Origin of the sequence: Micromonospora sp. A200, assembly GCF_029893845.1 — a bacterium.
In the GTDB taxonomy this organism is placed as follows: domain Bacteria; phylum Actinomycetota; class Actinomycetes; order Mycobacteriales; family Micromonosporaceae; genus Micromonospora; species Micromonospora purpureochromogenes.
On record NZ_JARXXY010000020.1, the window covers coordinates 26056 to 44058 of the forward strand.

Consider the following 18003-nt stretch of genomic DNA (forward strand, 5'->3'; position numbering starts at 1 on the left):
CCCGCGGGGGATGGACGGCGGCCAGCAATGACACTTAACGTGCGTTAGTTCCCGTCCACCCATCGTGGAGGCCTTATGCGCCCGCGCCGCAGATACGCCGCGCTCGCAACCGCCGCCGCCGTCACCCTTCCGGTCATCGGCGTCGCACCCACCGCGGCCATCGCCGCGCCCACCGACCTGTTCATCTCCGAGTACGTCGAAGGCTCGTCGAACAACAAGGCGATCGAGCTGTTCAACGGCACCGGCTCCCCGGTCGACCTCACCGCCGGCGGCTACCAGCTCCAGCTCCACTTCAACGGCTCGACCACGCCGACGAACGTCGCCCTGAGCGGCACCGTCGCCGCCGGCGACGCCTTCGTCTTCGCCGCCTCCTCGGCCGCGCCGGCGGTGCTCGCCCAGGCCGACCAGACCACCGGCGCGTCGCTGTTCAACGGGGACGACGCGATCGTGCTGCGCAAGGCCGGCGCCGTGCTCGACTCGATCGGCCAGGTCGGCGTCGACCCCGGTACCGAGTGGGGCAGCGGGCTGACCAGCACCGCCGACAACACGCTGCGGCGGCTGCCGTCGGTCTCCATCGGAGACACCGACCCGTCCGACGCGTTCGACCCGGCCGCCCAGTGGACGGGCCTGCCGACCGACACCTTCGACGGCCTGGGCGCGCACACCGTGGACGGCGGCGGCCCGGTCGACCAGCCGGCCACACTGAACTGCGGCGGCGCGCTGACCCTGGAGGCGGGCGCGACCGCCACCCGCCAGGTCACCGCCACCGACGCGGACGACACGGTCACCGACCTCGCCGTCACCTCGGTCAACCCGACGCCGGCCACCGGCTCGATCAGCCGGACGGCCTTCACGCCGGCCACCGCCGCCGGCGGGACCGCCACCGCCACCGTCACCGCGAGCGGCCTTCCCGGCGGGGCGTACGCGGTGACCCTGACCGCCACCGACGCCGAGGGCGGCAACGCCACCTGCAAGCTGACCGTGCAGGCCACCACCGTGCTGACGGTGGGCGAGGTGCAGGGCCCGACCCGGGAGGACGAGGACGGGCACACCGACCGCTCTCCGCTCGCCCCGGCCAGCGGCAACGGCACCAGCTCCACGCTGTACGACGTGCGCGGGGTGATCACCCAGAAGTCGCTCACCCGCACCTCGGCCGGCGCCGACCAGTACGGCTTCTACCTGCAGAGCCGTACGGGCGCCGAGGACGGCGACCCGCTCACCTCCGACGGCCTCTTCGTCTTCACGGGCTCGTTCACCACGCTGATCGGCGGCTACGCGCCGACCGTCGGCGACGAGGTGGTGCTGCGCGGCCGGGTGTCGGAGTTCTTCAACCAGACCCAGCTCTCCGGCGCCTCGCTGGTGCGCAAGCTGGACTCCGGCCTGGACGTGAACACCGCCGTCGCGGTGGACGACGCGGTCCCGCCGGCCGAGGCGGCCGACGCGAACCGGTTCTGGGAGCGGCACGAGGGCACCCGGATGCGGGTCCGCTCGGGCAGCGGGGTGTCCGCCCCGCGCCACATCTTCGCCTCCACCGCCGACTCCGAGATCTACGTGGTGGACCGCGAGGACCCGATCATGAAGCGGACCGACCCGTACGCCCGGCGGGTGTTCCGGGACGCCCACCCGCTGGACGACATCCCGGGCACCCTCTTCGACAACGGCAACAACCAGCGCGTCCTGCTGGGCGCGGGCGGGGTCAAGGCCACGGCCGGCGACTCGGCCGCGCTGCTGCCGCCGGCCCGCACCTTCGACACCCTCGCCACGGACGCGTTCGGCGCGGTCTCCTACGGCTTCAGCAAGTTCACCGTGCAGCCGGAGACGCTCTCCCTCACCGCGGGCGCCGACCCGTCGGCGAACAACCCGCCGCAGCCGGCCGACCGCAACCGTGAGGTCGCCGTCTCGACCTACAACGTGGAGAACCTGTACGACTTCCGGGACGACCCGTTCGACGGCTGCGACTTCACCGGCAACCCCGGCTGCACCGGGGTCCGGCCGCCGTTCGACTACGTGCCGGCCGACGAGGCCGACTATCGGGAGCACCTGGCCGCGCTCGCCGACCAGATCCGCACCGACCTGCACTCCCCGGACCTGATCCTGGTGCAGGAGGCCGAGGACCAGGACATCTGCACGGTCTCCGGCACCGAGTTGGTCTGCGGCGACAGCAACGACGCCGACGGCGCTCCGGACACCCTCCAGGACCTGGCGCTGACGATCGCGGCCACCGGTGGCCCGGCCTACGCCGCCGCGTACGACCGGACCGGCGCGGACGCCCGGGGCATCACCTCCGCGTTCCTCTACCGCACCGACCGGCTCTCGCTGGCCGAGGCGACCGCCACCGACCCGCTGCTCGGCGCCACGCCGACGGTCGAGTACCGGTCGGCGGGGCTGCCGTCCAACGCGGATGTGCAGAACCCGAAGGCGCTCAACGCGCAGCTGCCCGCCGACACGGACACCTCGACGGGCAAGGACGGCGACAACGTCTTCACCCGCGCCCCCCAGCTGGGCAAGTTCGTGGTGAGGGCGACGCCGGACGGCTCGGAGTCCTACCTGCTCTACGCGCTGAGCAACCACTACTCGTCCGGCCCGGACACCAGGGTCGGGCAGCGGACCGAGCAGGCGACGTACGGTGCCGCGATCGTCACCGCGATCGAGGAGTCGGACCCGCACGCCCGGGTGGTCTACGGCGGCGACATGAACGTCTTCCCCCGCCCGGACGACCCGATCGCCACCGCGGCGAACCCGACCCCGTCGGACCAGCTCGCCCCGCTCTACGAGGCCGGCCTGCACAACCTCTGGGACGACCTGGTCGCGGACGTGCCGGCGGCGGCGTACTCGTACGCCTTCAGCGGGCAGGCGCAGACGCTGGACAGCATCTTCGTCAACGACGCGCTCCACGCCGACCTGGTGCAGGTGCGGACGGCGCACGTCAACGCCGACTGGCCGTCCGACGTCAGCGGCGACGGGTCGCGTGGCGCGAGCGACCACGACCCGTCGGTCGCCCGGTTCCGCGCGCAGCCGTCGCTGCGGGTGGCCGACGCGTCGGTTACCGAGGGCGACAAGGGCGACAGCACGCTGACGTTCACCGCGACCGTGTCGCGGCCGCTGTCGGTGCCGACGACGATCTGCGCCGCCGCCGTCGGCCTGACCGCCACGGCGGGGTCGGACTTCGACCCGTACGTCGGCTGCAAGGTCCTGCCCGCCGGGCAGACCTCGCTGGCCTTCCCGGTGACCGTGCGCGGTGACCGGAAGGTGGAGGCGGACGAGAAGATCGCCTTCGCGGTCGCCGGCCCGCTCAACCTGCGGCTCGCCGACCCGCTGGCGACGGGCACCATCACGAACGACGACTGAGTTCCTGCTGTCCCGACGGCCCGTCGGCCAGGCACGCGCCTGGCCGGCGGGCCGTCACCAGTTGGGGCGGACCCGGGGCGGGGGCGGGTCACCGCGGTACTTCGCCACCCGCACCTCCCACTGGCTGCGCCGACGCATGGCGTCCCGCACCGCCCGGTTGCGGTGGAAGGTTTCCGGGGGACGCGCCAGCCCGTAGATGTCGGCCCACCACTCGCCGGCTTCCGGGTCGAGAATGGTGTCCAGGTGGGAGGGGTAGCGCCGCTCCGCGCCGTCGCGGGTGTCCTCGCGGTCCCGCATCGGCTGGAGCAGCCGGCCGAACTCGTCGACGACGGCGAGCCGAAAGCCGGCGGCCGCGATGATGCGACGTAGCAGGGCGATGCTCGGAATCAGCGTCCCCGCCTCGATCTTGCCGATGGTGCCGTGGTGCACCTCCGCCCAGCGGGCCAATTCCCGCTGGCTCGCGTCGGCACGGCGCCGAACGGCGCGCACGATGCCGGCGGCCGGCCAGGGCAGGTCGAACGGCTTGCTGAGGAAGGTCGGCTGTGCGCCGCAGCCCTCGGTGTCGCCGCCGGGCTGGCCACCGGGCTGGTCGCCGTCGCCGTCGGCCACTCCGACGGGCTGGTCGGTGGGGATCACATCACTCATGGCGTCACCGTCGCGGCTGCCCGGGCTCCGCCACCACCCCGTTGCACCGTCCTGTGGACAACCGACTGCCCTGATGCTCCTGTAATGCAAGCCGGCTTGTTCAGACCCCTGCGAGGGCTGTGGATGAAGGTGGCCGGGTGCGGAGGGATTCCAAGATCAAGGGATAGACCTGGCGAGCGATGTAACGCTTCAGGCAGCGAGAGATGTCTCTGCTGCTGAGTCCTTGCTCGCGCCGGCGGGCGACGTACTCCAACGTCTCCCCGTGGTTTCTCATCCGGTTGATGGCCACAATGTAGAGCGCTCTGTTCGCCATCCTGTCGCCACCTCGGTTCAGCCGGTGCCGATCGGTCCGGCCCGAGCTGGCGGGGATCGGTGAGACGCCGCAGAGGGCGGCGAACGCCCGTTCGTCGCGGATCCGCTCAGGGTTGTCCCCGGCGGTGATGAGGAGCTGCGCGGCGACGTCCGGGCCGACGCCGGGCAACTCCATGAGGCGGGGCGCAGCCTGCGTGAGCAGCACTTGCAGGTCAACGTCGGCATCCCGGATCTCCCGGTCCAGGTCGATGATTCGCCGCGCCAGCCGACGGACCGCGGTCTTGGTCGCGGCGACGGGGTCAGACCGGTCCAGGCCCGGGCGCAGTGCGGCGGCGGTCATGATCAGTGTGGTCTTGCGCAGGTCCAGGAGCTGGGTGCGCAGCGGTTCCGGGGCGGTGCGGACCATGCCGATCAGGGCGTTCATCGCGGCGGTGCGCGACTTCACCGCCGTCGCGCGGGCAGCGCGGATCACCCGGATGGCTTCGACCTGGCCGTCCCGGGTCTTCGGGGTGGTCGTCGCGGTGCCGGCCAGCACGGCGCGGGCGGCGGCCTCGGCGTCGATCGGGTCGGACTTGCCGCGCTGGCGGCGCATCTTGCGGTTCGGGCGGTCGACCTCAACGACGTGGACACCTTGGGCGCGCAGGTAGCGGGCCAGGCCAACGCCGTAGCTGCCGGTGCCCTCGATCCCGATGGCGCGCACCCCGCCGTGTTCGCTCACCCAGGCCAGCAGCGACCGATAGCCGGCGACCGTGGTCGGGAACTGACGGTGGCCGAGCATCCGGCCTACCTCGTCGATGACGACGGCGGTGTGGGTGTCGGCGTGGGTGTCCACGCCGCCGATGACTTCGAGCTGGTGGTCTGTCATGGTGGGTGGTGCTGTCCTTCCAGGCGTCCAACCAGGGCAGCACGCACCGTCGGGCGGACGGACAGCACGGTGATGGGACCTCTTGCACAGGCTCCTGTTAAGTCACACCCGTCCGTTCGGCGCGTGCACCCGGCGCGGCCGACAAATCAAGCAAAGGGCAGCCGTGGCGCCAGGTGGATAACGAGTCAGACCAGCGCCGGGAGCACGACGATCATGGCCGACCGGGCGGGACGAAGCATCTCACCGTGGACAACCTCCGCTGCGCGTCGCACCGCTCAGTAGCGCTCGGTCACCGGACCCACCGGATCGTCGAGGATAACGGTGAGTGATCGCCGCTGGGCCCGGCGGCAGACCCGCGTGAAGCCTCGACCGCAGGGCGTCCCCCTGAACAGCCCGAACACGCCGCCTCACCCATACCCCCACCCCACCCCTCCCGGCGCTTTGCACTGCTGCCCTATCGGCGACGGCGACCGAGTGTGTGTGTCGCCTCCAGGGCAGCAGAGCAAAGGGAAAGTGAGGGGTGAGCTGCCGGGGGGCGGAAGATACGGACAGTGATGACGCTGGCCCCGGGAAGGCGGCAACGACCGGCGAGAAATGGGCGGCGGGCCGCAGCCGCCCAGCAGACGACGCGGACCACGGGATGTCGCGGACTGGGGAATGGCGCGCTGGCGGTCAGTAACGCTCGCGGAGCAGCTGGGCGGCCTCGACCGCCCAGTAGGTGAGGATGATCTGCGCGCCCGCCCGGCGGATCGAGGTGAGCGTCTCCAGGATCACCCGCTCCCGGTCGATCCAGCCGTTCGCGGCGGCCGCCTCGACCATCGCGTACTCGCCGGAGACCTGGTAGGCGGCGACCGGGACGTCCACCGCGGCCCGGACCGCCGCGACCACGTCGAGGTAGGGCAGCGCCGGCTTGACCATCACCATGTCGGCGCCCTCGGCGACGTCCAGCTCGACCTCGCGCAGCGACTCCCGCAGGTTGGCCGGGTCCTGCTGGTAGGTGCGGCGGTCGCCCTCCAGCGCCGACTCGACGGCGTCGCGGAACGGACCGTAGAAGGCCGAGGCGTACTTCACCGCGTACGCCAGCACCGCGACGTCCTGGTGACCGGCGGCGTCGAGGGCCCGGCGGACCACGCCGACCTGGCCGTCCATCATCCCGGACGGCCCGACCACGCCGACCCCGGCGGCGGCCTGGGCCACCGCCATCTCGGCGTACGCGGCCAGGGTGGCGTCGTTGTCGACGCCGCCGTCCGGGGTGAGCAGCCCGCAGTGCCCGTGCGAGGTGAACTCGTCCAGGCAGAGGTCACTCATCACCACGGTGGCGTCGCCCACCTCGGAGACGACGTCCCGGATGGCGACGTTGAGGATGCCGTCCGGGTCGATGCCGCCGGAGCCGGTCGCGTCCCGCGACGCCGGCACCCCGAAGAGCATGATCCCGCCCACCCCGGCCTGGACCGCCTCGACGGCGGCCTTGCGCAGCGAGTCCCGGGAGTGCTGGAGCACCCCCGGGAGCGACGCGACGGCCCGCGGCTCGGTCAGCCCCTCCTTGACGAACATCGGCACGACCAGTTCGGCCGGGTCGACGCGGGTCTCGGAGACCAGCCGCCGCACGGCGGCGTTACGACGCAGCCGGCGGGGCCGGATCTCGGGATACGGCACGGGAGCCTCCTGTCAGCGGAACCTCAGAGCGGTCGGCCCCTGCACCTTCGAGCCGCGGCGCTGCTTGGCCGGCATGGCGGCCAGCTTCTCGCGCAACTCGACGGCGTAGGCGGCGAGCGCCTCCACCAGGTCGGGCACCGAGGCGTGCGCAGGCTGCACGTCGACCCGCAGGCCGAACTCCGTCGCCGTCTCCGCCGTCTTGGGCCCGATGACTGCAACAACGGTACGCGCGTGCGGCTTCCCGGCGATACCGACCAGGTTCCGGACGGTGGAGGACGAGGTGAAGAGCACCGCGTCGAACCCGCCCGACTTGATCGCGTCCCGGATCTCGGCGGGCGGCGGGGCGGCCCGGACGGTCCGGTACGCGGTCACGTCGTCGACCTCCCAGCCGCGCTCGGTGAGCCCGGCAGCGAGCGTCTCGGTGGCGATGTCGGCGCGCGGCAGCAGCACCCGGCCCACCGGGTCGAGGATCTCGTCGTGCGGCGAGAACTCGGCCAGCAGCCCCTCGGAGGACTGCTCGCCGGACGGCACCAGCTCCGGCTGGATGCCGAAGGCGCGCACCGCGTCGGCAGTCGCCTCGCCGATGCAGGCGATCTTGACGCCGCCGAAGTGGCGGGCGTCCAGGCCGTGCTCGGCGAACTTCTCCCAGACCGCCCGGACAGCGTTGACCGAGGTGAAGATCACCCAGGCGTACCGGCCGTCGACCAGGCCCTTGACCGCCCGCTCCATCTGGGCCGGGGTGCGCGGCGGCTCGACCGCGATGGTCGGCACCTCGCACGGGATCGCCCCGTACGCGCGCAGCCGGGCGCTCATCACACCGGCCTGCTCCTTGGTGCGGGGCACCAGCACCTTCCAGCCGTACAGCGGGCGGTTCTCCCACCAGCTCAGCTTGTCGCGCTGGGCGACGCCCGCACCGACGGTGAGCACGACCCGGCCGGTGAAGCCGAGCGCCGCCGCGACGAAGGAGTCCACGGTCGACGTGGTGGTGTACTGCGTCTCGCCGGTGCCGTCGCCGGTCACCCCGACGCCGGTGGTGCCGTCCACCCCGGCGGCCAGCAGGCCGTCCCGGATGGCGGCGAGGTCACCCGCGTCGACCGCGAGGGCCAGCGAGCCCCGGCCGACGGCCGCGGCCAGCGCGTCGAAGTCCAGCGTGCTGACGTCCTCGACGTCGGCGGCGGTGCGCACGCCCGGCAGCGGAACACCGGCGTACGTGGCGACACCCTCGGCCTGGCCGACCCCCGGGACCACCTCGAAGTGCGCGGCGGTACGCGCCACCGCCTGCACCTCCTTGACCACCGAGTCGTGGCCGAACGGGTCACCGGCGACCAGGTGCACCGCGTTCAGCCCGGAACGGGCGGCGGAGATGAGCACCTTGGCCACGTCGCCCGGCGCACCCTCGGCGGGCGTGAACTGGGCGTCGGACCTGGCCTGGGCGCGGACGGCGTCGAGCAGCGACTCGGGGACCCCCCGGTCGTACACCACCTGGTCGGCGTCGACCAGGGCGTCGTGCGCCCGGCGGGTCAGCAGGCCCGGGTCGCCGGGGCCGGCCCCGACGAACGCGATCCGGCCTACGGGCTTACGGGTGCGGGTCATTCTGTGCTCCCAAATTGCTGGGTCCCCGGGCCGGTGTGTCCTTCGTGGCCGAGGATCGAGTCGGCGCCGAGTTCGAGGAGTTCGGCGGCGAGTGCCTTGCCGATCTCCGCCGCGTCGGCGGGCGTACCGGTGCGGGACAGCCGGAGGTCTCGGGTACCGTCCGGGCTGATCACCGCCCCGCGCAGGTAGATCTCATCACCGGCGTCGCCCTCGGCGAGTTCGGCGTAAGCGGCGACCGGAGCGGAGCATCCGGCCTCCAGGGTGGCCAGGAACGCCCGTTCCGCGGTGACCGCGGCCCGGGACGGTGCGTGATCGAGCACCGCGAGCAGCTCGACCAGGTCCTGGTCGTCGGCCCGGCACTCCACCGCCAGCGCGCCCTGGGCGGGCGCGGGCAGCATCAGCATCGGGTCGAGCGTTTCGGTGATCACGTCGGTCCGGCCCAGCCGGGCCAGGCCGGCCCGGGCCAGGACGACGGCGTCGAGGTCGGCCTCCGGGCCGAGCACCCGCCGCAGGCGGCTGTCCACGTTGCCCCGGATCGGGGTGACCTCCAGCTGCAGCCCGAGGGCGTGCAACTGGGCGATCCGGCGCAGCGCGCCGGTGCCGACCACGGCGCCCGGCGGCAGCTCGGCGAGGGTACGACCGCCCGTGGCGACCAACGCGTCGCGCGGGTCCTGCCGGGGCGGCACCGCCGCGATGTGCAGCCCGGCCGCCGCGGCGGTGGGCAGGTCCTTGTACGAGTGCACCGCGAGGTCGATGATGCCGGCGGTCAGCGCGTCGCGCAGGGCGGAGACGAAGACGCCGACGCCGAGCCGGTGCACCGGGGCCGACGAGCGGTCACCGGCGGTGACCACCTCGACCAGCTCGACCTCGCGGCCGGTGGCCGCGGTCAGGGCCTCGGCGACCTGGCCGGACTGGGCCATCGCCAGGGCGCTGCCCCGGGTACCGAGGCGCAGGGGCGTGCTCATCGCTCACCTCCGGTGGGCGGGACGTCGACGACGTCGAAGGAGGGCCGGCCGTCGGCGTTCTCGACGACGTCGGGAACGGTGTCGACCGGCGAGGTCTGCGGCACCTGGAGGTCGAACAGCTCCCGCAGCAGGGCGGCGTACTGGTCGCCGCCGGGCTCGGCGGCGAGCTGGCGGACCCGCACGGTGGGCTGGTGCAGCAGCCGCTGCACCACCCGGTGCACCGTCCGGGCGACCTCGGCGCGCTGGTCGTCGCTGAAGTCGGGGCGGCGCTGGGCGAGCCGGCGCAGCTCGGCGGTGACCACGTCGTCGGCGCGGCCGCGCAGGGCGGCCACGGTGGGCGCCACGTCGGCCCCGCGCAGCCAGGACAGGAACGTCTCGACCTCGCCGGTGACGATCCGGGTGACCTCGGCGGCGTCGGCGGCCGCCTCGCCGGTGGCGAGCAGCGTGGCCATCCGGTCGATGTCGATCACCTCGACGCCGGGCAGCTCGGCCACGCCGGGCTCGACGTCGCGCGGCACGGCGAGGTCGAGCAGGACCAGCGGGCCCCCGTCGGCGTCGCGCTTCGCGAGGGCCCGGGTGACCACGTCGAGGGTGAGGACCGGTTCGGTGGCCGCGGTGGCGGCCACTACGATGTCCACTGTGGAGAGCGCGTCGACGAGCTCGGCCATCGGCACGGCGTTCGCCCCGTACGACTCGGCCAGGCGTACCGCCCGGTCGGCCCCCCGGTTGGTGACGGTGAGCGGCCCGGCGCCCAGCCGGGACAGCGTCGCCACGCCCAGCGCGCCCATGGCGCCCGCGCCGACCACCAGGGCGGGGCGGCCGGAGAGGTCGCCGTCGAGGTGACCGGCGGCCAGGTCCAGCGCGGCGGTGACCACGCTCTGCCCGGCGCGGTCGATGTTGGTCTCGGCGTGCGCCCGCTTGCCCACCCGCAGCGCCTGCTGCATCAGCTCGTGCAGCAGCCGCCCGGCGGAGTCGGCCCCGGTGGCCCAGTGGTACGCGTCGCGCAGCTGGCCGAGGATCTGCGCCTCGCCGACCACCATCGAGTCCAGCCCGGCGGCGACCCGGAAGACGTGTTCGACCGCGGCGGCGTCGTAGTGCACGTAGAGGTGGTTCGCGAGCGCGGCCGGCGGGGCGCCGGCCTGGTCGGCGAGGACCGCGCAGATGTCGCCGAGGCCACCGTGGAAACCGGACACGGCGGCGTAGACCTCCACCCGGTTGCAGGTGGAGACCAGCACCGCCTCGGAGACGTACGGCTGGGCGAGCAGCCGGTCCAGGATGCGGGTGAGGTCGACGGGGGCGACCGCCAGCTGCTCCAGGGTGGCCACGGGTGCGGTGCGGTAGGACGCGCCGACGGCGAGCAGTTTCACGTGCCGATCGCCTCCTGGGTGTCGGTGGCCGCGAGCCCGCCGGGCAGAGCGGTGAGGGCGGACCCGCCGGTGGCGGGGAGCGCGGTCAGCGACGCCTTGCGGTGCTCGTGGAAGGACAGGATCTGCAGCTCGATGGCGAGGTCGACCTTGCGCACGTCGACCCCCTCCGGCACCGAGAGTACGCACGGCGCGAAGTTCAGGATGCTCGTCACGCCGACGGCGACGAGCTGGTCGGCGACCGGCTGGGCGGCCGAGGCCGGGGTGGCGATCACGCCGATCGAGATCAACTCCTCGGCGGCCACCCGGGCGAGGTCGTCGACGTGCTGCACGACCAGGCCGTTGATCACCTCGCCGACCCGGGCGCGATCGGCATCCAAGAGGGCGGCGATCCGGAAGCCACGGCTGGCGAAGCCGTCGTAGCCGGCCAGGGCGTGACCGAGATTACCCACGCCGACCAGGGCGACGGCCCGGCACTGGGTGAGCCCGAGCACGTACTCGATCTGCTCGATCAGCAACGTGACGTCGTAGCCGACGCCCCGGGTGCCGTACGAGCCGAGGTGGGAGAGGTCCTTGCGGAGCTTGGCCGAGTTGACCCCGGCGGCGCTGGCCAGCCCCTCGCTGGAGACGGTCTCGTGACCGCTCTCGGCGACGTTGTGCAGCGCGCGGAGGTACTCGGGGAGCCGCGCGACGGTCGCCTCCGGAAGATCCGGGAGCGCCGGTACGGCACCGGCGCGGCCGGGCGCGCCAGGGTGACGGTGCTGACTCATGAGACTCCGTGCGGTGCGATCCTCGGCCAGCTCCGGTGCCCGGCCGTTTCGGGACCCCCGCTCGCGGCCAAGAGTGCCGGCCGTGCTAGCGGGGCGCGTCGGAACTACAGAGTAGGCGCTTGTGAAGACGTGCACAAATCGCGATCTTGCTGACTCGCGACGCCCGTCCACCAGGCCCTCCATTCCGCAAGATCGATCCGGCTGCCTTGGCCGGCGCCGCTCGGCGATTATTGCTCAATCCCGACTTCTCTGACCAATCACGCAGGGCCCGGCGAGCACGTGGCGTACCCCTCACCTGCGCCGGAGCCGGTCCCACCCGGCGCGCCGGCCGGGCCCGGGTGCGGTGCCGGCCGGGGGTAGGGCCAACCCGAACCCGAACGGGGCAGCCCGCCGGATGGGCATTCCGGGCCCGGCGTCCCTAGCCTCGGAGCATGACCACCGCCAACCCGGTCACGCCGGTACCGAGCGTGAGCCGCCAGCTGATGCGCGACACCGGGTACGTCCTGCTCGGCCTCCCCCTGGCGCTGTTCGGCCTGGTGGTGCTGACGGCCGGCCTCGCGCTCGGCGTCGGGCTGGCGGCGCTGGTGGTGGGCGTGCCGATCATGACCGGCACGCTCTACACCGCGCGCGGCCTGGCCGACGTGGAGCGGCTGCGGCTGCCCACGGTGCTCCGGATGCCCCGGATCCGCCCCCGCTACCTGACCCCGCCACCGACGGCCAGCGCCTGGCGGCGGATCTTCACCCCGATCCGGGACGGGCAGTCCTGGCTCGACCTGGCGCACGGCATCGCCCGGTCGGTGGTGGCGGTCGTCACGTTCGCCATCACCGTCGCCTGGTGGGTCGTCGCGCTCGCCGGCACCCTCTACCCCGCGTACGACTGGGCGCTCCCCTACGGCCCGGGCGACCGCAGCCTGGCCGACCTGCTCGGTCTCGGCGACGGGCCGGTGGCCCGGATCGGCCTGAACACCGCGATCGGCCTGATCTTCCTGCTCACCCTGCCGATCGTGGTCCGCGGCTGCGCGCTGCTCCAGGCCGGCTTCGCGCGCGGCCTGCTCACCGGCGTGGCCGAGATGCGCGACCGGATCACCGTGCTGGAGGAGCAGAAGCGGGCGGCGGTGTCGGCCGAGGCGGCGGCGCTGCGCCGGCTGGAGCGGGACATCCACGACGGCCCCCAGCAGCGACTGGTCCGGCTGGCGATGGACCTGAGCCGGGCCCGGCAGCAGCTCGCCACCGACCCGCAGGCCGCCGCCCGGACCCTGGACGAGGCGATCGCCCAGACCCGGGACACCCTGGCCGAGCTGCGGGCACTCTCCCGGGGCATCGCGCCGCCGGTGCTGGTCGACCGGGGCCTGCCCAGCGCGGTGGCCGCCCTGGCCGGCCGCAGCCTGGTGCCGGTCGACCTGACCCTCGACGACCGGCTGGGCAACCCGAAGGGCCGGCTCGATCCGCTGGTGGAGAGCACCGCCTACTTCGTGGTCGCCGAGGCGCTGACCAACGTGGCCAAGCACAGCGGCGCGACCGGCTGCGCGGTGACCGTGCAGCGCCGCGACGACCAGCTCGACGTCACCGTCAGTGACGACGGGGCCGGTGGTGCGCACGTGGCGAAGGGGCACGGCCTCGCCGGCATCGCCGACCGGGTACGCGCCGCCGGCGGCGTGCTCCGGGTGGACAGCCCGGTCGGCGGGCCGACCGTCGTGCGGGCCGTGCTGCCGCTGTGACCCCGGCACCCGCCCGGACGTGGTAGACACCGCGACATGCGAGTACTGATCGCCGACGACGCCGTCCTGCTCCGGGAGGGCCTGGTCCGGCTGCTCACCGAACAGGGACACGAGGTGGTGGCCGCCGTCGGGGACGGTGAGGCACTGGTGGAGGCGGTGGTGGCGCACCGGCCGGACGTCTCGATCGTCGACGTGCGGATGCCGCCCACCCACACCGACGAGGGGCTGCGCGCGGCCGTCCGGGCCCGCGAGCTGGTTCCCCGTACGCCGATCCTGGTGCTCTCCCAGTACGTCGAGGTGTCGTACGCCGACGACCTGCTGTCCACCGCGGGCGGGGGCGGCGGCGGGATCGGCTACCTGCTCAAGGAGCGGGTGGCCGCGATCGACGAGTTCCTCGACGCGCTGGCCCGGGTGGCCGCCGGCGGCACCGTGCTCGACCCGGAGGTGGTCGGCCAGCTGCTGGTCCGGCGCCGCCGGGACGACCCGCTGGGCGAGCTGACCCCGCGCGAGCGGGAGGTGCTGGCGCTGATGGCCGAGGGCCGTTCCAACGCCGCCATCGCGAAGTCCCTGGTGGTCACGGACGGCGCAGTGGAGAAGCACGTCCGCAACATCTTCACCAAGCTCCACCTGCCCCCGGACACCGACCACCACCGCCGGGTCCTGGCCGTCCTCGCCCACCTCCGCGCCTGACCGCGGCTGGTAAGGGCCGAGGTCAGGGGAGGTGGGCGGCCAGGGTCACCGCCTCGGTGAGGGTGTCGGCGACGGGGTGGGGGGTGGCGCGCAGGGCGGCCGGGTCGGAGAGGCCGCCGGTGTAGAGGACGCAGCGGGCGCCGACGCTCTCGGCGGCGTGCGCGTCGTCGACCGAATCGCCGATCAGCACCACCGACTCGCCGGCCAGCCCCAGCTCGGCCAGGTGCTTCTCCAGCCACTCCGCCTTGTGCCCGCCGCCGACCGTGGCGCGCAGCCCGTCCACCCGCGCGAAGTGCGGGGTCAGGCCGTAGGTGTGCACGGTCGGCACCAGCTCGTCGTGGAACCACATCGACAGCAGCGACTGGCTGCCCGGCCAGGCGGCGATCGCCGCCAGCGCGTCGTCGGCCAGCGCGCAGCTGGTCAGCCCGGCCCGGTACGCGTCGTGGAAGATCCGGTCGAGCGCGCCGAACGCCTCCGCGTCGATCGCCCGCTCCAGCATCTCGGCGTAGTAGTCGACGATCGGCCGGCGGAACCGCACCCGGTGCTCGTCGACGGTCACCGACGGGCCGCCGGCGCTGGCGAAGGCCACGTTGGTGGCCTGCACCACCAGGCTGAGGTCGTTGAGCAGGGTGCCGTTCCAGTCCCACACCAGGTGGTCGCGCGCAGGGGTCATCGCAGCAGCCTAAGGGCCTGCTCAGAGCTGCGGTGTGGTCAGGTCCCGCAGCAGCCGATCCTCCTCGACCCGCCAGTAGCCGTGCTCCTTGCCGTCGAGCAGCACCACCGGCAGCCGGTCGCCGTAGTCCCGCTCCGCCTCGACGTCGCCGGTGACGTCCTTCTCCACCCACTTGTCGCCGGTGACCGCCACCACCCGGTCCAGCGCGGCCTTGGCGTCCTCGCAGAGGTGGCAGCCGGGCCGGGTGATCAGGGTGAGCCGGGCGTCACTGGACATCGGGGACCTCCGTGCGTCGGGGCCGGGGCGGCGTCGCCGGGGACGGCGCCGACCGCAGCTGGGTCTTGCGTACCTTCCCGATCACCGAGTACGGCAGTTCGTCGACGAACTCGACGGCGGTCGGGCACTTGAACCGGGCCAGGTTACGCGCGCAGTGGGCGAGCAGCTCCTCGCCGGTGACCGGACGCCCCGGCGCCGGCACCACGTACGCCCGCACAGTCTCACCCGTACGCGGGTGCGGCACACCCAGGACGGCCGAGCCGACCACCCCCGGGTGCGCCTCGAGCACCAGCTCGACCTCGCGCGGGTAGACGTTGAAGCCGTTGACCAGGATCAGCTCGCCCAGCCGGTCGACCAGGAAGAGGTCGCCGCCGTCGTCGGCGTATGCGACGTCGCCGGTGGCCCACCAGCCGTCCGCGTCCGGGCCGCCCCGGCCGTCCGGCCAGTAGCCGGCGAACAGGTTCGCCCCGCGGACCACGATCTGGCCGGGGTCGGTGCCGGGCGAGGAGTCGGCGAGCCACGGGTCGTCGTCGGGGTCGTCGTCCGGCTCGGCGACGCCGTCGCGCCACAGGTCGGTCCCGTCGGCGCCGACCAGGCGCAGCTCGACGCCCCGCAGCGGCCGGCCGATCGAGCCGGGCTTCGGCTCGCCGCCGACCAGGGTGGTGGTGAGCACCGGCGCGGTCTCGGTCAGGCCGTACCCGACGTGCACCGGATGCCCGGTGACCTCGGTGAAGCGCGCCGCGGCGGCCGGGTCCAGCGGCGCCGCGCCGCAGACCGCGACCCGCACCGACGCCATCGCCGCGACGACCGCGTCGGCGTCCGCCGTGGACCAGGCCAGGAACATCGACGGTACGCCGACCAGCACGCTGACCCGGTGCCGGGCGATCTCGTCGAGCGCGCAGCCGGGGCCGAGCTCGTCGACCAGCACCCCGGTCGCGCCGTGGTGGATCACCGCGCCCAGCCCCGTGTTCAACCCGTACGCGTGGAACAGCGGCAGCGCGAGCAGCACGGTGTCCCCGGGCCCGACCACCGGCGGGGAGATCCGGCCCACCTGGTCCTGATTGGCGGCCAGCGCCCGGTGCGGCAGCATCGCGCCCTTGGGCTGCCCCTCGGTGCCCGAGGTGTAGAGCAGCACCGCGAGGTCGCCGCCGGCTCGCGCCGGCGGCTCCCCCGCCTCCTCGGGCAGGGTGGTGTGCACGGCGGTGAGCGCCGGCAGCTCGAGACCGGCGACCCGGTCCCGGACGGCCTCGGTGCCGCAGAGCAGCGTCGCCCCGGAGTCGGCGAGCACGTGCCGCAGCTCGCGGGCGGTGAGGCCGGGGTTGACCGGCACCGCGACCAGCCCGGCGCGCAGCGTGGCGAGGTAGGCGACCACGAAGTCCGGCGTGTTCGGCAACGCGATCGCCACCCGCGCCGGCGGGTCGGTCGGCGCGGCCGGCCCGGTGGCGGCCAGGGCCCGGGCCACGGCGCTCACCCGGGCGTCCAGTTCGGACCAGGTCAGGGTCTGCTCGCGCCAGTGCAGCGCGGGTCGGTCGCCGTGGTCGGCGGCCGCCCGGCGGAGCCGGTCGGCGAGGTCGGGCGCGGAGCTGTCGGTGGCGTCCTGCACGGTCGCTGAGTCTGGCACAGCAGCCCCGGAGGGACCATGCTTGCGCCGGGGGCACGCCGCCCTTCCGGCGACACGCCGACACGCCGAAGGCGGTTCACTTCCGCTCCGACCTGGACTCTCCACTCGGGATCAAGGCGTGACGTGAAAGTCAACCGCACACGACGGACAACGGGTCCGCCATCTGTGCGACGGGGCGGGAAATACTTTGGCCCTGTGTAACGGACTTGCCACGCGCGGGTGACGTTGGCCCTATCATCACTCGGGTCGGCTCACCCCATTTGCCGTGAGTCGACACCCCTCAGCCCGAGGAGGCCCCCGTGCCTGTGAGCGCATTGGACCAGCACCTCAGGGGGATCTGCCGCACGTCGGCACACCCCTGTGCGACCCTGCCCGCCCGGGGCGGACCGGGCGCTGCGGCGACCCGTCGCCGCACCGCCCGGCCGGCCGGCGCGCGGACCGGGGAGGCGCGGTGACCACCTTCGGCTATGCGGAGCGGCCCGCCGGCCTGACCGGCCCGACACCCCGGACGTCGCCCAACGAGCGGCTGGATCCGGGGCACGGCTCCGATCGGCGCAACCGGCACAACGAGGCCCCGGCCCGGCCCGCCGTACCCGGTGGGAACGCGAAACCGGCCAACGGCCGGGTCGCGTCGCCGGCCCGCCCGACCATGCCGGCGCAGAGCCGGCGGGTCGGCGAGCCGCCGGCGGTGACCGACCCGTCCGGCGCCGAGACCGCCGTGCTGCCGGCCGTGCCCGCCGCCGACACCGCCGTGCTGCCCGCGGTGCCGGCGGCCACGACGGCGACCGGCTTCCCCAGCCGGCCCGACCCGTCCGACCCGGCCACCGAGGTCTGGGCGCTGGTGGAGCGCGCGCAGGCCGGCGAGGCCGAGGCGTTCGGCCTGATCTACGACCGGTACGTCGACACCGTCTTCCGCTTCGTCTACTTCCGGGTCGGCAACCGCCAACTGGCCGAGGACCTCACCTCGGACACCTTCCTGCGGGCCCTCAAGCGGATCGGCAGCTTCACCTGGCAGGGCCGCGACCTCGGCGCCTGGCTGGTCACCATCGCCCGCAACCTGGTGGCGGACCACTTCAAGTCCGGCCGCTACCGGCTGGAGGTCACCACCGGCGACGTGCTCGACGCCGACCGGGAGGACCGGGGCCCGGAGGGCAGCCCCGAGGCGGCGGTGGTCGAGCACATCACCAACGTCGCGCTGCTCACCGCCGTCAAGCAGCTCAACCCGGAGCAGCAGGAGTGCATCGTGCTCCGCTTCCTCCAGGGTTTCTCAGTTGCCGAGACGGCCCGCGCGATGGGCAAGAACGAGGGCGCGATCAAGGCACTGCAATATCGCGCCGTCCGCGCCCTGGCCCGCCTGCTCCCGGACGGTTTCCAGCCCTGAGCCCCTGCGACGACGATCACTCTTCGTGATTTCGGCAGCGGCCGGCCCGTAACCCGTGCCCGTCGCGGACCGTTTCTCCGGGTGCGACCGGTGGTTGCCCCGGCGCCCCCGGACCACCCGGTCCGG

Annotated in this window: 14 protein-coding genes; 4 read left to right on the forward strand and 10 right to left on the reverse strand. The window is 73.7% G+C overall.

What is annotated here, in order from left to right; all coding sequences use genetic code 11:
• The first annotated feature begins 75 nt into the window (after positions 1–75).
• Positions 76–3348: a lamin tail domain-containing protein gene (locus M2302_RS20145; RefSeq protein ID WP_280839404.1), complete on the forward strand. Its 3273-nt coding sequence runs from the start codon at positions 76–78 to the stop codon at positions 3346–3348.
• A 54-nt stretch (positions 3349–3402) separates the two neighbouring features.
• Here M2302_RS20145 and M2302_RS20150 read toward each other — a convergent pair whose 3' ends face one another.
• The 7 genes from M2302_RS20150 to M2302_RS20180 form a co-directional block, all read right to left on the reverse strand.
• Positions 3403–3993, reverse strand: a complete 591-nt coding sequence (locus M2302_RS20150; protein ID WP_280839405.1) for a helix-turn-helix transcriptional regulator — start codon at positions 3991–3993, stop codon at positions 3403–3405.
• Between the two features lie 100 nt (positions 3994–4093).
• The gene (locus tag M2302_RS20155; protein ID WP_280839406.1) at positions 4094–5170 is read right to left on the reverse strand and encodes an IS110 family transposase; all 1077 of its coding nucleotides are present in this window, start codon (positions 5168–5170) and stop codon (positions 4094–4096) included.
• Between the two features lie 672 nt (positions 5171–5842).
• A complete protein-coding gene (gene hemB / locus M2302_RS20160; protein ID WP_280839407.1) occupies positions 5843–6826 on the reverse strand; it encodes a porphobilinogen synthase in 984 nt (327 codons plus the stop codon).
• Between the two features lie 12 nt (positions 6827–6838).
• Entirely contained in the window at positions 6839–8419 is a 1581-nt protein-coding gene (locus tag M2302_RS20165; protein ID WP_280839408.1) for a uroporphyrinogen-III synthase, read from the reverse strand.
• The gene (gene hemC / locus M2302_RS20170) at positions 8416–9384 is read right to left on the reverse strand and encodes a hydroxymethylbilane synthase (protein ID WP_280839409.1); all 969 of its coding nucleotides are present in this window, start codon (positions 9382–9384) and stop codon (positions 8416–8418) included. Before hemC ends, M2302_RS20165 begins: the two co-directional genes overlap by 4 nt.
• Positions 9381–10751 (reverse strand): glutamyl-tRNA reductase, encoded by a 1371-nt coding sequence (locus M2302_RS20175; RefSeq protein ID WP_280839410.1) that lies wholly within the window; start codon positions 10749–10751, stop codon positions 9381–9383. Before M2302_RS20175 ends, hemC begins: the two co-directional genes overlap by 4 nt.
• Positions 10748–11518, reverse strand: coding sequence for a redox-sensing transcriptional repressor Rex (locus M2302_RS20180; protein ID WP_280839411.1), 771 nt, complete (start codon positions 11516–11518; stop codon positions 10748–10750). The genes M2302_RS20175 and M2302_RS20180 overlap by 4 nt, the downstream gene beginning before the upstream one ends.
• A gap of 431 nt (positions 11519–11949) precedes the next feature.
• Here M2302_RS20180 and M2302_RS20185 point away from each other — a divergent pair, with 431 nt between their 5' ends.
• Together M2302_RS20185 and M2302_RS20190 are read left to right on the forward strand one after the other, a co-directional pair.
• Positions 11950–13236 carry a sensor histidine kinase gene (locus M2302_RS20185; RefSeq protein ID WP_280839412.1) on the forward strand — a complete coding sequence of 429 codons (1287 nt, stop codon included), beginning with the start codon at positions 11950–11952 and terminating at the stop codon, positions 13234–13236.
• A 36-nt stretch (positions 13237–13272) separates the two neighbouring features.
• Complete coding sequence (locus M2302_RS20190; protein WP_088960141.1) at positions 13273–13926, forward strand: response regulator transcription factor; 654 nt, start codon at positions 13273–13275, stop codon at positions 13924–13926.
• Between the two features lie 22 nt (positions 13927–13948).
• Here the strand turns inward: M2302_RS20190 and M2302_RS20195 are convergent, their stop codons facing one another.
• From M2302_RS20195 to M2302_RS20205, 3 genes are read right to left on the reverse strand one after another with little or no spacing between them, the layout of a single operon-like run.
• Positions 13949–14599: an HAD hydrolase-like protein gene (locus M2302_RS20195; protein WP_280839413.1), complete on the reverse strand. Its 651-nt coding sequence runs from the start codon at positions 14597–14599 to the stop codon at positions 13949–13951.
• Positions 14600–14620: 21 nt separating this feature from the next.
• Complete coding sequence (locus M2302_RS20200; RefSeq protein ID WP_154941713.1) at positions 14621–14875, reverse strand: glutaredoxin family protein; 255 nt, start codon at positions 14873–14875, stop codon at positions 14621–14623.
• The gene (locus tag M2302_RS20205) at positions 14865–16478 is read right to left on the reverse strand and encodes an AMP-binding protein (RefSeq protein ID WP_280839414.1); all 1614 of its coding nucleotides are present in this window, start codon (positions 16476–16478) and stop codon (positions 14865–14867) included. The genes M2302_RS20200 and M2302_RS20205 overlap by 11 nt, the downstream gene beginning before the upstream one ends.
• 469 nt (positions 16479–16947) lie before the next feature.
• On the opposite strand from M2302_RS20205, the gene M2302_RS20210 reads away from it, so the two are divergent.
• On the forward strand, positions 16948–17877 hold the full coding sequence (locus tag M2302_RS20210) for an ECF subfamily RNA polymerase sigma factor, BldN family (RefSeq protein ID WP_280839415.1): 930 nt from the start codon (positions 16948–16950) through the stop codon (positions 17875–17877).
• The last annotated feature ends 126 nt before the right edge of the window (positions 17878–18003 follow it).